16 protein-coding genes are annotated in these 13,598 nt (G+C 69.5%); 5 read left to right on the top strand and 11 right to left on the bottom strand.

The window, feature by feature from the left end; translation table 11 throughout:
* Window positions 1–23: 23 nt before the first annotated feature.
* Genes HNR01_RS16035 through HNR01_RS16045 form a run of 3 tightly spaced genes read right to left on the bottom strand, consistent with a single transcriptional unit; the run spans window position 24 to window position 1,340 of the window.
* Complete coding sequence (locus HNR01_RS16035) at window positions 24–863, bottom strand: hypothetical protein (RefSeq protein ID WP_183668589.1); 840 nt, start codon at window positions 861–863, stop codon at window positions 24–26.
* A complete protein-coding gene (locus tag HNR01_RS16040) occupies window positions 860–1,084 on the bottom strand; it encodes a hypothetical protein (protein WP_153874182.1) in 225 nt (74 codons plus the stop codon). Before HNR01_RS16040 ends, HNR01_RS16035 begins: the two co-directional genes overlap by 4 nt.
* Window positions 1,085–1,130: 46 nt before the next feature.
* A complete protein-coding gene (locus tag HNR01_RS16045) occupies window positions 1,131–1,340 on the bottom strand; it encodes a hypothetical protein (protein ID WP_183668590.1) in 210 nt (69 codons plus the stop codon).
* A 225-nt stretch (window positions 1,341–1,565) separates the two neighbouring features.
* On the opposite strand from HNR01_RS16045, the gene HNR01_RS16050 reads away from it, so the two are divergent.
* Both HNR01_RS16050 and gshB read left to right on the top strand, forming a co-directional pair.
* On the top strand, window positions 1,566–1,874 hold the full coding sequence (locus tag HNR01_RS16050) for a hypothetical protein (RefSeq protein ID WP_026105941.1): 309 nt from the start codon (window positions 1,566–1,568) through the stop codon (window positions 1,872–1,874).
* A gap of 93 nt (window positions 1,875–1,967) precedes the next feature.
* Complete coding sequence (gene gshB / locus HNR01_RS16055; RefSeq protein WP_153874184.1) at window positions 1,968–2,924, top strand: glutathione synthase; 957 nt, start codon at window positions 1,968–1,970, stop codon at window positions 2,922–2,924.
* Between the two features lie 168 nt (window positions 2,925–3,092).
* On the opposite strand, the gene HNR01_RS16060 is transcribed toward gshB, so the two are convergent.
* The 5 genes from HNR01_RS16060 to HNR01_RS16080 all read right to left on the bottom strand — a co-directional run bounded on the left by HNR01_RS16060 (window position 3,093) and on the right by HNR01_RS16080 (window position 7,482).
* Window positions 3,093–3,254 carry a hypothetical protein gene (locus HNR01_RS16060; protein ID WP_183668669.1) on the bottom strand — a complete coding sequence of 54 codons (162 nt, stop codon included), beginning with the start codon at window positions 3,252–3,254 and terminating at the stop codon, window positions 3,093–3,095.
* Between the two features lie 594 nt (window positions 3,255–3,848).
* The gene (locus tag HNR01_RS16065) at window positions 3,849–5,426 is read right to left on the bottom strand and encodes a cation:proton antiporter (protein ID WP_183668592.1); all 1,578 of its coding nucleotides are present in this window, start codon (window positions 5,424–5,426) and stop codon (window positions 3,849–3,851) included.
* Window positions 5,427–5,535: 109 nt separating this feature from the next.
* Window positions 5,536–6,288, bottom strand: coding sequence for an N-acetylmuramoyl-L-alanine amidase (locus HNR01_RS16070; RefSeq protein WP_183668594.1), 753 nt, complete (start codon window positions 6,286–6,288; stop codon window positions 5,536–5,538).
* Window positions 6,285–7,010 carry a TerB family tellurite resistance protein gene (locus tag HNR01_RS16075; RefSeq protein WP_017487142.1) on the bottom strand — a complete coding sequence of 242 codons (726 nt, stop codon included), beginning with the start codon at window positions 7,008–7,010 and terminating at the stop codon, window positions 6,285–6,287. Before HNR01_RS16075 ends, HNR01_RS16070 begins: the two co-directional genes overlap by 4 nt.
* 202 nt (window positions 7,011–7,212) lie before the next feature.
* Window positions 7,213–7,482 carry a YMGG-like glycine zipper-containing protein gene (locus HNR01_RS16080; protein WP_012252649.1) on the bottom strand — a complete coding sequence of 90 codons (270 nt, stop codon included), beginning with the start codon at window positions 7,480–7,482 and terminating at the stop codon, window positions 7,213–7,215.
* 231 nt (window positions 7,483–7,713) lie between these two features.
* Between HNR01_RS16080 and HNR01_RS16085 the strand changes: the two genes are divergently transcribed.
* The 3 genes from HNR01_RS16085 (at window position 7,714) to dusA (ending at window position 10,073) form a co-directional block, all read left to right on the top strand.
* Window positions 7,714–8,367, top strand: coding sequence for an urease accessory protein UreE (locus HNR01_RS16085; protein ID WP_183668596.1), 654 nt, complete (start codon window positions 7,714–7,716; stop codon window positions 8,365–8,367).
* Between the two features lie 140 nt (window positions 8,368–8,507).
* The gene (locus tag HNR01_RS16090; protein ID WP_017487140.1) at window positions 8,508–8,660 is read left to right on the top strand and encodes a hypothetical protein; all 153 of its coding nucleotides are present in this window, start codon (window positions 8,508–8,510) and stop codon (window positions 8,658–8,660) included.
* 390 nt (window positions 8,661–9,050) lie between these two features.
* Window positions 9,051–10,073, top strand: a complete 1,023-nt coding sequence (dusA, locus tag HNR01_RS16095; protein ID WP_183668598.1) for a tRNA dihydrouridine(20/20a) synthase DusA — start codon at window positions 9,051–9,053, stop codon at window positions 10,071–10,073.
* A gap of 40 nt (window positions 10,074–10,113) precedes the next feature.
* Here the strand turns inward: dusA and HNR01_RS16100 are convergent, their stop codons facing one another.
* From HNR01_RS16100 to HNR01_RS16110, 3 genes are all read right to left on the bottom strand, one after another.
* Window positions 10,114–12,162, bottom strand: a complete 2,049-nt coding sequence (locus HNR01_RS16100) for a putative bifunctional diguanylate cyclase/phosphodiesterase (RefSeq protein WP_375373200.1) — start codon at window positions 12,160–12,162, stop codon at window positions 10,114–10,116.
* Between the two features lie 390 nt (window positions 12,163–12,552).
* Window positions 12,553–13,005 (bottom strand): response regulator, encoded by a 453-nt coding sequence (locus tag HNR01_RS16105; protein ID WP_017487137.1) that lies wholly within the window; start codon window positions 13,003–13,005, stop codon window positions 12,553–12,555.
* A gap of 60 nt (window positions 13,006–13,065) precedes the next feature.
* Window positions 13,066–13,533 carry a BLUF domain-containing protein gene (locus HNR01_RS16110; RefSeq protein WP_017487136.1) on the bottom strand — a complete coding sequence of 156 codons (468 nt, stop codon included), beginning with the start codon at window positions 13,531–13,533 and terminating at the stop codon, window positions 13,066–13,068.
* Between the last annotated feature and the right edge of the window lie 65 nt (window positions 13,534–13,598).

The following is a 13,598-nucleotide window of genomic DNA, read 5'->3' on the forward strand; positions in this document are numbered from 1 at the left end:
GGCCTGCCGAATTCGAAGCGAGGCTAATACTTGGCCACGACCGGCTTGGCCACGACCGGCTTGGCCACGACCGGCTTGACCACGGCCGGCGCGGCCAGGACCGGCGGCTCGACAAGGCCGCAGCGGGCAGCCGCGTCCGGCGGCAGCAGCGGGTCGAGAAGCGGCCGCCGCCCCTCGAGGAACGCGACGGCCTGCTCCGCGGAAGCGGCCTCGCGAGCAGGCATCTCGACCAGAAAATGCTCGAGCGCGTATCGGTAGCGGGCAATCCGCAGGGATGCCTCCAGATGGGTCCAGGCGACGAGGCAGCGGTTCTCAGCAACGCGCATCGCGGCCTGTCGCACGTCCCATCCGTCGAGGCTCTCGGAGAAGGGCAAGGCGCGCAGCCGCACTGCATCGGCCTCGAAGACGCGCCCGGCGACAGCCACGAAGGGCGGGATCAACCGACCATCGGCGATCGCGTCGTCGGACAACCGGCGGTAGCGAGAGACAGGGGAGCGAAACGCTTCCGAGATCAAATCAGCGTGATAGGCGGGAATGTCGTCATGCCGCCAGCGCGGGGGCAAGACGCGGGCCCGGGTCAGGTTGGCGAGCGCATCCTCGAACGCGGCCCGGTTGTCGGCGGGCATCAGGAAACGCCAGGCGCGGTCGCGCAGCGCCACCTCGTCGTCGGTGAGCGGGAAGACCGAGGCCGGCGCGCCGCGCTCGCGGGCCGCCAGAGTCCCCGTGGACTCGATCAGCCGGTTCCAGGCGCTGGGCGCCGGTCGGCCGAAATCACCCTCCTGCGCGCAGGCGCCCAGCAGCAGCGGCGCCAGCAGCAGGCCGGCGCGAAACGGGACGAAGGATCGCGAGCCGGCGGGTGTCACGAGCGGCGGCGGCGCGGAACCGGCAGGGCCTCGGCCTCCGGCATCCTCTCGTAGCGCACCCCCGTGAACAGCAGGATCTGACCGAGCGGCGCATCGTCCGCCTCACGGCGGAAGCGCCGGGTCGTAACGGGGACGAACGGAACCACCGAGGCCGTCGCACCGCGCTCGCGGCGGGTGGGTTTCGCGGATCGGGCGGGCGAGAACGTCTCTGAAAAGGGCATGGACCTGTCCCGTCGATGTGTGTGGCGGCCGGCTCCCGCCCGTCGCCTACCGGAACGGATTGGCGGGGTCGGGCGGGCGCTCCTCGTGGGCGGGACGGGCCCGCCCCGGCCGGGCGATCTCGGCAAAGCTCAGCACGACGTGGTTAACGGAGTGTTTCAGCGCACGCCCCATTCCTTCCTCGCGCGCATTCGCTGGCGCCCTCAGCCGGATCTGTGACGTCATCGGCACGGTCCTTGCGATGCCGACTTCGCCCATGGCGGGCGTTTCCTCCCTCGACTTCGGCCCCGCGCGGATCCCGCTGCGGGGCCCTTTCTTTTCGCGCCCCGCGGTCTCCTTCCAGAGCCCACTCCACGCGTGTGCACGCGCTGGGAATGCGCACAAAACGTGCACGGCAACGGCGGCGTGCTGCGCTTGCTAACGAGGGGGGATGCCCGATATGCGGTGCCAACCCAATTTGGATCGAGCGAAGGACAAGACAGGATGCGTCCGGACTTCTCACGATTTGGCAGGCCGGTGCGCGGCGTGTCCGCGGCTCTGAGACTGGCTCCCCTCGCGCTGCTGGCGCTGGTCGCCGCGAGCCCGGCTCAGGCTCAGCGCGAGGACCAGGGACTTCAGCTCGGCTGCGCCAATGATTATTTCCGGCTCTGCGCGGGCGTCGATCCGAACAGCTCCGATGCCGATGCCTGCATGACCCGCAACCGCCCTCGCCTCTCGCCCGAATGCAAGGCCGCGATCAGCGACTACGACCGCCGGACCGGGGGAGCCTCGCAGCCCCGCGGCCAGCGCTGAGGCAGAGGACACTCAGCGATCCGGGATCGGAGCGAAGCGGGCTCTCCGCGAGCCCGCCGTTTCGGCGGAACGCGCAGCAATCCGGGGATGAGCATGGCGTTGACCGTCGCGGTCCAGATGGACCCGATCCAGTCGATCCGAATCGCGGGCGACACGACCTTCGCCCTCATGCTGGAGGCGCAGGCCCGGGGCCACGCCCTGTACACCTACACGCCGGACCGTCTCTCGATGCAGGGCCGTCTGGTGACGGCCTACGCTCAGCCGGTGACGGTCCAGGATGTCGAGGGCGCGCATGCGAGCCTCGGAAGCCCGGAGCGCATCGACCTCGCGCAGGTCGACGTGGTGCTGATGCGCCAGGATCCGCCATTCGACATGGCCTACGTCACGGCCACCCACATGCTGGAGAAGGTCGCCGCGCGCACCCTGGTGGTCAACGATCCGGCCGAGGTCCGGAATGCGCCGGAAAAGCTGTTCGTCCTCGATTTCCCGGAATTGATGCCGCCGACCCTGATCTCCCGCGACCGCGCCGAGATCGAGGCGTTCCGCAGGGAGCACGGCACCGTCGCGATGAAGCCGCTGCATGGGCATGGCGGCGCAGCGGTTTTCCGGGTCTCGGAGGAGGATCCGAACTTCGGGTCGATGTTCGACCTGTTCTCCGCCACCTTCCGCGAACAATGGGTGGTGCAGCGCTTCCTGGAAAAGATCACGGAGGGTGACAAGCGCATCATCCTCGTCGACGGCGAGCCGATGGGAGCGATCAACCGCGTGCCGGCCAAGGGCGACATCCGCTCCAACATGGTCCGCGGCGGTGCGGCCGGCGCCTCCGAGCTGACCGAGCGCGAGCGCGAGATCTGTGCGACCATCGGCCCGGAACTGCGACGCCGCGGCCTGATCCTCGTCGGCATCGACGTGATCGACGGGCACCTCACCGAGATCAACGTGACCTCGCCCACCGGCATCCGCACCATCAAGCGGCTCGGCGGCCCCGATCTCGCGGTTTCGGTGTGGGATGCGATCGAAGCGCGGCTCGCTGCCCGTGGCGGCCGGTGACGCTGACTCGATATGGTCGCTGTCCGATCGCAGCCGACCCCAAATCCGCAACCCTGCACTGGGCTGAGCGAGGCTCGGTTCCACCGATCCGAAGGGATCGCCCGGACCGGGCATGACGGGCGTCATGAAGACGGCGCCTCGGGCAGACCTATTCTCCACGACGAGCCGTCATCGAAACACCGGCAATCCGAAGCCGATCATGGCGAGGCCGAGGATCAAGAGGACACCGGCCAGGGATTCCGCGTGCGTCGAGCGCGCGCCGAAGCGGTGCGCCTGGGCGGCCAGCCCGACACCGGTGACAAGGCAGACTGCGCTCGCGACCATCAGCACGACCGATCCCGGAAGGGGCAACCGGCCGCTCGGGCAACGCCCGCATCGGATCGCTCCAGCAGTTGCGGACACGGGGCTGACGGCTCGAACATGGCTTTCAACATCGGACCTGACCACGGCCTGTCCGCCTAAGCGGGCAGCGGGACGACATGAAGGATCGCGAATAGGCCGCTGGACAGGGGCCATGGCATGATGCGCGAGGGGCTGGCTGTCCCGGCCCGTTCCCGACAGCGGTTCTCTGTCATCGCCGTTCCGAGTTCGCGACCTTTAACGCGTCTTCAGAAACTTTGTCCAGAATTCACGACTGGATCGACCGATCATACACAGTTCTTTGGAGACATTCACTCAGTGCGGCCGGAGAACGCCATCGGAATTCAGTCTCATGAACCGCCCTATCAATATGAACTTGCCGACAAGATTGCAATCACGGGCGGCAGCAGACTACTCACGGGAGAAATTGCGCAATTTGAGATTGATAACGCTCCAATGGATTTCATACCGCAGTTCGAGCACTGCTGCATTGCGCGAAATCATCGGATTTTGCCGTTCTGTGAACGTCAGTAACGCATATCTCCACCGGCCGCAGCGTACCGGTCAGGCCTCGCCTCGTGGCGTCGCATTGAGCTCCGCCCAGTCGAGCTCCTCCTCCAGCACGAAATAGGCATCGTCGCCGATCCGGCTGCTCCGGCGCAGTGTGAGGAGGCGGTCGCGGGCGGCACGGATCGCGCGGCGGCGCGGCGCGTCGGTCGGCAATCCCTCTGGGGCGAGACCTTCCTCATGCGCCTCCGCTTTGGCCAGGGCGGCGTGGAACTCCCGGCGCAGGGCGTCTGCCGCCTCCGTGCGGTCGTCGCTCAAAGCCTCGACCGCCGCCCCGTAGGCCTCGGCCCGAGCCCGGCCCACCTCGCGGCCGACGGGATCGGAATCCTCCAGGCCGAGCCGCGCGAGGATCGGGCGCAGGGTCAGGCCCTGGACCACGAGCGTTCCGATCACGACGCAGAAGGCGGTGAGCACGATCAGGTCGCGGTAGGGAAACCCGCCCCCGCCGGGGCCGCCCTCGGGAAGGGCCAGGGCGGTGGCGATGGTGACGAGGCCGCGCATCCCCGACCACGAGACGGCAAAGCCCGCGCCGAGACCGAGATCGCGGTCCTGGCGCAGGTCATCCGGATGAGGGGAACCGGTGCCGAAGCCGACGCGGCGGATGGCACTTGCCGGCAGCACCCAGGCGATGCGAACGAGGATCACGGTCACGACCACGGCCCCCGCGACCGAGGCGTAGGCGAATTCCTGCTCGGGCGTCATCCGCGCGAGGATCGGCCCGATCTGCTCGCCGATCAGCACGAAGGCGAGAACGTTGAGCACGAAGATCGCCGTGTCCCAGACCGCGTTCGAAATCACCCGCAGGCGCGGCGATGTCTGGCCGGGCGCGCGGCGGGCCACGGTGATCGCGAAGGTCACCACGGTCAGCACGCCGGACAGTTCCAGCGCCTCGGCGGCCATCCAGAGGCCGAAGGCGGCCGAGAACTGCAGCACGATCACGCTCATCGGCTCTTCGACGTGGCGCAGGATCCGCAAGTAGACGAGCGCCGCGAGCGGTCCCGCCAAGAGGCTGCCGAGGACGCCGATCGCGAAGGCCGGCGCCACCTCGGAGACGGAAAAGGAGCCGGTCACCGCGGCGGCCACGCCGAGCCGGTAGATCATCAGCGAGGCGGCGTCGTTGAGCAGGCTTTCGCCCCGCAGGATCGTGGCGAGGCGGTGCGGCAGCGAGACGTGACCGAGCACCGAGAGAGCGGCCACCGCGTCGGGCGGAGCCACGACCGCGCCGAGGACGATGGCGGCCGCGAGCGGCATGTCCGGGACGAGCCAGAGCGCAACCGCCGCGACCGCCGCGGTCGTGGCCGCCACTGCCCCGACGGCGAGTCCGGCGATGGGGCGGGCGTTGCGCACGAGGTCGCGCAGCGAGGTGCTGTAGCCCGCATCCATCAGCACGGGCGCGAGGAACAGGGCGAGCGCCAGTTCGGGATCGAGACTGAGGCTCGGCACGCCGGGGATGAAGGCGAGAGCGACCCCACCCAGCGCCAGGAAGGCGGGGTACGGCGCGCGCAGGCGCCGCGCCAGGCCGGCAAGCAGAACTGCGCCGACCAGGACACCGACGATCCAGTGGAATACGAACATTGAAGACGAGCGGGATCCGACGCGCGGCCGTGCGAAGACGGTGGCGACGAAACGCCGGGAGGCCGATAATCTTTCCGAAATTTCCCGGCGAGCCGCGGTCGGTCCGAGCTCAGGCAGGCCGCGCGGCGATCAGGTCGCGCAGGGTCGTGATGGTGGAGGCGTCCGCCACGCCATCGATGCGGGCCGGCCGGAAGTGGCGCTGAAAAGCGGTGACCACCGCGCGCATCGTCTCGTCGAAGTGTCCGGTGACCGGCTGGTCATAGCCGTAGAGGGCGAGCATCGCCTGCAGGGCCTCGACGGGCTGGCCGGTATCACCCATGGCGAGGAAGCGCCCGTCGCGCATGGCCGCCGGCGCGACCCAGTGCCCGACGCCGTCGCGCGCCAACCGTTCCCAGGGGAAGTTCTCGCCCGGATCCTCCTTGCGGGCGGGTGCCACGTCGGAATGGGCGAGGACGCGGTGCGCCGGGATCGCGCGCCGGACCACGATGTCGCCCGCGAGCCGGGCCAGAGCCTCGATCTGCGCCTCCGGATAGGGTGGGAGGCCGCCGGCATGGCCGGGATGGGCGATCTCGATGCCGATGGAGCGCGAGTTGATGTCGCGCGCCCCCGCCCAGGCCCCGGCCCCCGCATGCCAAGCCCGGTCGGCCTCGGCCACCATCTGCACGATGCGCCCGTCCTCGAACACGAAGTAATGGGCCGAGACCTCGGCGGCAGGATCGCGCAGGCGCTCCAGCGCCCCCTGCGCGGTCGGCATGCCGGTATAGTGAAGGATCAGCATGTCGAGGGCGTCGCCGACCCGCGCGCCGCGATTGGGCGAGGCGAGCACGGCCTGCACGAGCGCGCTGTCGGCGGTGAAGCTCACGTCAATCCCCGCTCGGCCGCGATCCGGTCCCACGCGGCGTTGATGGCGGCGAGCCGGTGCGTGGCGATCGCCACCGCCTCCGGCGGCAGGCCGCGGGCGAGCGCGCGGTCGGGGTGGTTCTCGGCCACCAGCCGCCGATACTGCGCCTTGAGGGCTGCCGGGTCGGCAGAGCGTTCGAGCCCGAGCACGAGGTAAGGGTCGTCGGCGAGCCGCACATGCCGCGCGGCGATCCGGCGGAAGGCGGCCTCGTCGAAGCCGAAGATGTCGGCGACGGAGCGCAGGTAGCGCGCCTCGCCCTCGTGGATCGCCCCATCGGCGGTGGCGATGTGGAACAAGCCGTCCAGCACGTCCTCGAGCAGGGCGGGCTCCTCGCCGAAGGCCGAGGCGAGCTGCCCGGCATAAGCCTCGAAGCCGTCGGTCGTCGCCTTGGCGAGATCGAACAGGCGCTGCACGCCCGCGCGCGCCTCGGGCTCGACCTGCACCACGCGCCCGAACGCCTGGATCTCGGAATCGGTCACCACGCCGTCGGATTTCGCCATCTTGGCCGCGAGTGCCACGAGCCCGGTCGTGAACACCACGTCCCGCGGCGTCGGCCCGAAGGGCGCGCCCTCGCGATCGATGAGGAAATGGCCGGCGACGCTGCCCACCAGCGCCCCGATCGGCCCACCGACCAGCACGCCGATTCCGGCCCCGCCGATCTTGCCCCACAGCCCGGTGCTCATCGGGCGCCGCCGGCAGGAGTAAGACGGGAACGCGAGGGATCCGGGACGGGCAAGGAGGCTTCCGAGGTCATGCGGCGAGGGCGTTGGTGACGGCTTAACGCCGCAAACCGTACCGCAGCGCAAGCCCCGTGCTTTAACCGACCGCAAAAGGAAAGGGCCGGGGCAGCAAGCCCCGGCCCTTTCCGTAAGGAGCGCGTCGCGATCAGCGGCAGTAGACGTTGCCGTACTCGTCGCGGAAGGTGCCGTAGGGGCAGCGCGGCGCCGTGGCGGCCCCGGCGATCGCCCCGCCCGCGCCGCCGATCGCCGCACCGGCGAGCGCGCCGCCGGCACGTCCCGTGGCGAGGCCACCGACCGCGGCGCCGAGGCCCGCGCCGAGAGCAGCACCGCCCAGCGCCCGATCCTGAGGCGTGTTGCAGGCACCGAGCGAGAGCGCGAGGCTGCCCGCGAGGGCGGCGGCAATGAGTCTCTTCATGGTGGTCCGAACTCCCTTGTGCATCGGCGATCGGGCCTGTTGCCGGCGCGGGGCACCGTTTTGGCCTTGATTTGTCACCGGCTGCCACCGACGGCACATGAAACGGCCAAGATTGGGGCGGGTTGCATCGGCGCATGACTTTTCGCCCTGCGCCTGCCATCTGAGACCGCGCCTGTTGCAAAATCGCCCGGATCCGGCCTGCTGCCGACGGGCTCATGACCGAGGATCACCATGCCCAAAGCCAGCCTGATCGTCCGCAAGGCCGCCGTCCGGACCGATCTCGTCGTCGATACGGTGACCCTCGACCACGCCGCACGGGGTCTGGCGCGGGCGCATCTGACCACGGCGGGCGGGCTCTCGATCGATCTTGCCCTGGACCGCGCCGCGGGCCTGGAGGACGGCGATGCGTTGAAGCTCGAGGATGGACGCCTCGTCGGCGTGCGCGCCGCCGAGGAAGCGCTGCTGGAAGTCCGCGCCGGCAATCCGGCCCGTCTGCTGCGCCTCGCCTGGCAGCTTGGCGGCGAGCACGTTCCCGCGGAAGTCGGCGCGGACGTTCTCTACGTTCCGGCCCGCGCCGCCGAACTGGTCCGCGGCGCCGGCTGCGCGGCGAATCCGGTCAACCGTGCGTTCAAGCCGGAGAAGGCGGCCCACGATCATAGCCAGTGCGGCCATGACCATCATCACCATGGCCACGGTCACGAAGCCCACGCGCATCACGACCACGGTCATGATCATGCGCATGATCACGACCACGCTCACGGAAGCTGCGGCCACGATCATAGCCACGCGCATGATCACGGGCACGATCACGGGCATGGCCACAAGCACGCCCATGGGCACGATCATGGGCACAACCACGAGCATGGCCACGGCCACAAGCACTGAGCCTTCCGGGCACCGCCGAGGGCCGACGAAGTTCGAGGCTCGGCTCGCGGGTCGATGAGGGCCGCTGCGCGGCGCACCGAAGTGGAACACGCCGCGCAGCGGGATCGTTGACCGGGCGAGCCCATTCGGGGGGACCGGCCGTGACGGCGATCAGCGTCTTCCAGAACGAAGACGGCCTCTGGGCCGTCACCGCGCAAGGTCTCGTCGTCACCGACCTGACCAAGGAGACCGCCGAGGCTTTCGCGGCGGCCTTCCTTCGGCTTCACGAAATGCCGCCCCCGGCCGCGTCGTAGCCGTTCCCCCTGTGCGCCCGGCGTCGAAGCGCGACGGGCCGGATCGCTCTCCTACTCAATCGGGCCGATCCCCGCGGGGGGCCGGATCTTGCGGTGTCCGGGGATCGGGTTGGCAGCAACCGAGCGCGCCTCCCGAAGCCGTCACGACGCCTTGCCTCACGCCGCCTCCTCTTCCGGGCCCCGGCGAGGCGTGATATCGGGACGCTCATCGCGCACAATGTCCCGACAGACGGCTTCCGGCTCACGGCGCGTCGGAACCCCGCTGCGTCGGCGTTCGGGAACCCGGCCGCCGGCGTCTCGGGTCGGATTGTGCGCCCGATCAATCCGTCCCGTGCATCGGTCCTGCTGGACGGTCCGGGGCGAACCCGTATCGCAACGAACAGGGCGCACGTGTCGACGCCGGCCGAAAAACTGGACGCTCTCAGCGGGTGGCGCCTCAGCGTGGCCCCGATGATGGATTGGACCGACCGGCAGTGCCGGGCGTTCCACCGAACCCTTTCGCGCCGGACCCGCCTCTATACCGAGATGGTGACGACCGGCGCCGTCCTGCACGGCGACCGCGACCGGCTGCTCGGCTTCGATGCCGGCGAGCACCCGGTCGCGGTTCAGCTCGGCGGCTCCGATCCGAACGACCTCGCGGCCGCGGCACGGATCGCGGCCGATTTCGGCTACGCCGAGATCAACCTCAATGTCGGCTGCCCCTCCGACCGGGTGCAGGAGGGGCGCTTCGGCGCCTGCCTGATGCGCGAGCCGGATCTGGTGGGTGCGTGCGTGGCGGCCATGAAGGCGGCGGTGTCCGTGCCCGTCACCGTCAAGTGCCGCCTGGGCGTCGATGATCAGGACACCGAGGAAGCCCTCGACGCTTTGGCCGCGGCCGTCGTCGCGGCGGGGGTCGACGGGCTCATCGTGCATGCCCGCAAGGCGTGGCTGAAGGGTCTCTCGCCGCGTGAGAACCGGGACGTGCCGCCCCTCGATTACGGCCGCGTCGCCCGCTTGAAACGGGCCCATCCCGATCTGCCGGTCGCGATCAACGGCGGGATCGCCGACATCGCCGCCGCCAAGGCCAGGCTCGCCGAGGTCGACGGAGCGATGATCGGTCGGGCCGCCTATACCGAGCCGGCGCTGCTGCTCGACGTCGATCCCGACCTGTTCGGCGAGCCGGCGCCCGTGGCCGATGCCTTCGCCGCGGTCGAGGCGTTCGAACCGGTCATCGCGGCGGGGCTCGAGCGGGGCCTCAGGCTCCACGCCTATACCCGGCACATGCTGGGCCTGTTCAACGGACGGCCCGGAGCGCGGGCCTACCGCCGGCACCTGGCCACCGCCGGCATGGCCGCGGAGGCGGGTCTCGGCACGTTGCGCGAGGCGGCGGCGAAGGTGTCGCGTGAGCGGCCGCCGGCCTCCGCGGCGGCCTGAAGCGCCGCCGGACGGAGCCGGACGGCCCTGCGGTCGCGCCTTAAGCGGCGCGGCGCTTGCGCCCGTTCCACAGGTCGAGCAGGGCCGGAAGTGCGCTCGCCGGCACCGGCGGGCTGAACAGGTATCCCTGCACCTCGTCGCACCCCTCCTCGCGCAGCCAAGCGAGTTGCTCCGGCGTCTCGACGCCCTCGGCGGTCGTCGTCATGCCGAGGCTGGCGGCGAGGCTGACCACGGCCCTCACGATGAAGTCTGAGCCCTGCTCCACCGTCAGGTCGCGGGTGAAAGACTGGTCGACCTTCATCTTGTCGAAGGGGAAGCTGCGCAGGTAGCTCAGGCTGGAATAGCCGGTGCCGAAATCGTCCATGGCGATCCGGACCCCGAGGTCCCGCAGCCCGTGCAGGATCGCAACCGTGGCGCTGCCGTTCACCAGCAGCACGCTCTCGGTGATCTCCAGCTCGAGACGGCGGGCGGGCAGCCCGCTCTCGGCCAGGGCCGCCTTCACCGTTCCGATCAGCGCGCTCGAGGTGAACTGCGCCGCCGAGACGTTGACCGCGACCTTGAGGCCCTCGGGCCAGCCGACGGCCTCGCGGCAGGCGCGGCGCAGCACCCATTCGCCCAGGGGCACGATGAGGCCGATCTCCTCGGCGAGCGGCACGAACTCGGCGGGCGAGACCCGTCCGCGGGTCGGGTGGGTCCAGCGCAGCAGTGCCTCGAAGCCGCAGATGCGCTCCTGCGCGAGGTCGTAGATCGGCTGGTAGTGCAGGTCGAACGCTTCCGCCTCGAACGCGGCGCGCAGGTCGAGTTCGAGGGACCGCCGGGCCTGGAGCCGAACATCCATCTCCGCCTCGAAGAACCGGTAGACGCCGCGCCCGTCGCCCTTGGCCCGGTAGAGGGCGACGTCGGCGCATTGCATCAGGCGCTCGGCCTCAAGCCCGTCTCCGGGCGCGAGCGCGATGCCGATGCTGACGCCGACGATGACGGAATGATGGGTGAGCGCGTAGGGAGCGCTCACCACGTCGAGGATGCGCTGAGCCAGGGTCGCGGCATCCGCCGGTTCCCCGACCCCGGCCTGGATGACGGCAAACTCGTCGCCGCCGAGGCGGGCGACGGTATCGACCTCGCGCAGGCAGGCCCTGAGGCGGTGCGCCACCGCCCGCAGCAACTCGTCGCCCACCGCGTGCCCGAGGGTGTCGTTGACCTGCTTGAAGTTGTCGAGGTCGAGACAGAGCACGGCGAAACCGGTGTCGCGCCGTGCCTGAGTGATCGCCCCGTCGATCCGCTCGCGCAGCAGGACGCGATTGGGAAGGTCGGTCACGGCATCGTGCCGAGCCATATGGGCGATGCGGGCCTCGGCGTTCCAGCGCTCGGTCGCCTCCTCGTAGATCGCCACGAAGCCGCCGCCGTCGATCGGCCGGATCTCGACGGCGACGACGCGGCCGTCGGCGAGATGCTGGATTTGGGTCGGCACCGCGTCCGACCGGATCAGCGCACCGATCTCGGCGAGTTGTTCGGACTCGCTCCGATCCGGCAGATTGCCGGACTGGACGTTCCTGCGCAGCACCTCGGATGCCGGCATGCCGGGCGTCACCGCGCCGGGAGGCAGTTGATAGATCTCGTGATAGCGGCGGTTGACCACCAGCAGACGGTGATCGCGGTCGTAGAGCAGAAAGCCCAGTGACAGGGTGTCGAGCGCCGCGTTCAGTCGGGCGATGCGATCGCTCAACTCCTCCTCACGGCGCTTCAGGACGGCGAGGCCGGCCGTCTTCGCCCCCTCGGCGGCAGCGTCGCGATCGGCCCGCACCGCGCCCGCCTTGGCAAGGACGGCGTCGAGCTCCGCGAAGCCCGTGCCCGCGGCGGCCGGCATCGGATCCGTGGCGATGCGCCCGGCTGCCTCCTCGGCCAGACGCATCGCCGCGGTCAGGCACTGGGCCAGCCGGAACACGACGAGGAGCACGAGGGCGAGCGCCGTGGCGCCGACGCCCGCGACGAGCAAAGCACGCGCGGCCGGATCCGCGGGGAGCGAAGCCGCGAGCACGCCGATGAGCGATCCGATCACGATCAGGCACAGCCACAGGCCGGCTCGAAGCACCGCTGCGCAAATCGTTGCCCGGCCGCTTCGCACGACCGGCTGCCGGCTCGCGATTGCTTGATGTACGGCCCGCGCCTGCATCGCTGATCCGACCTTCTTCTCCGCTGCCGGCAGGAATGCCCGGCTTGGGTTAAGAGGGCCTCACGGAATGCCAACCACAGATCGTTTTTTCTTCGGGATCGCGGGTATTTGGCGAGTCAGCCAAGTGTCTGGAACGGGCACGGGATGCGTCGCCGAGCGGATTCGGTTGAACCGTTCGGGACGGCGGATCCGGGCCGTGCTCGCGCCCCGCGCGGCCCGACCATGGGCGGAAACGCGGGCAGAGATCACGGAGCCCGACACTGCCGTGTCGGGGCGGCCGAGGCGTTCGGACAGCGGTGATCGCGCCGGTCAGAACTTGCCGAGCAACGGAAATTCCTGGCTCAGCGTCGACTCGGACGGCAGCGGCGCCTCGCGGCGGCGCGGCTTGCGGTTGAGCACCTGTTTCAGCTTCGTCTTCAGGAGGTTGATGTCGAACGGCTTGAGGATGAACGCATCGGCCCCCGCGACGTGAGCGTGGTTGATGTCCTCGAAATCGAACGAGGTCTCGGTGAGGATGAAGGGCGTGTTCATCAGGCTGTCGTCCGCCCGGATCTCCCGCAGGAGTTGAAGCCCATCCATCGGCTCCATGGCGAGATCGGAGATCACCAGGGCGTAGCGGCGCTCCCGCATGCGCTTGAGGGCCTCGGGGCCGTCGGACACACCCTCGACGTCGGGGAAGCCGAGGCGGGACATCAACTCGATGATCAGCCGCAGGAGCTTGGGCTGGTCATCGACGATGAGGATGGGAAGCGTGTCGCTCATGGCGTCCGAGGTCGTGTCTCAACAGGAACTCTGGAGGGCGGGCCGAGATGGCCCGCCCGCTCAAACGAACAGATGGTCGATGCCCTGCTTGGCCATCGATTCGGCTTGAAGCGTTACGGCCAGCCCATGAATGGCGCTGCCCTTCGGCGTTCCCCGCTGCAGCATCGGCAGAAGGCCGGATTTGGCGAAGTGCGGCTCGTTGGCGGCCGTCCGGCTCACCGTAGTGAACGAACTCACGAACTCGCGCTTGGCGATTTCGCGCCATTCGACGATCTGGACGTCGCGATGTCGGGAATCGGCGGCGATCCGCTGGAACGTTTCGTTGACCGATTGCCGCTCGCCCTCGACGACCTGGATCGCGAAATTCTGATCGATGATCAGGAAGCTCGTGATCACTGCGAATTCGTTCTTCTTCTGAGCCTGACGCGTGATGTCGCCGATCTGCTTCGCGCGCAGGGCCGGCTCGTTCGAGATGGTCAGGCGCGAGAAGTAGATCAGGTGGACGAGGCTCGTCCTCTTGTTCTTCATGGATGCCGTCCGACGCGAAAGCTCAGCATCCACCCTAGCGGCCGTAGCGATAACGGGTCGTAAAC

The sequence above is a fragment of the Methylorubrum rhodesianum genome, from assembly GCF_014199985.1.
Classification (GTDB): domain Bacteria; phylum Pseudomonadota; class Alphaproteobacteria; order Rhizobiales; family Beijerinckiaceae; genus Methylobacterium; species Methylobacterium rhodesianum.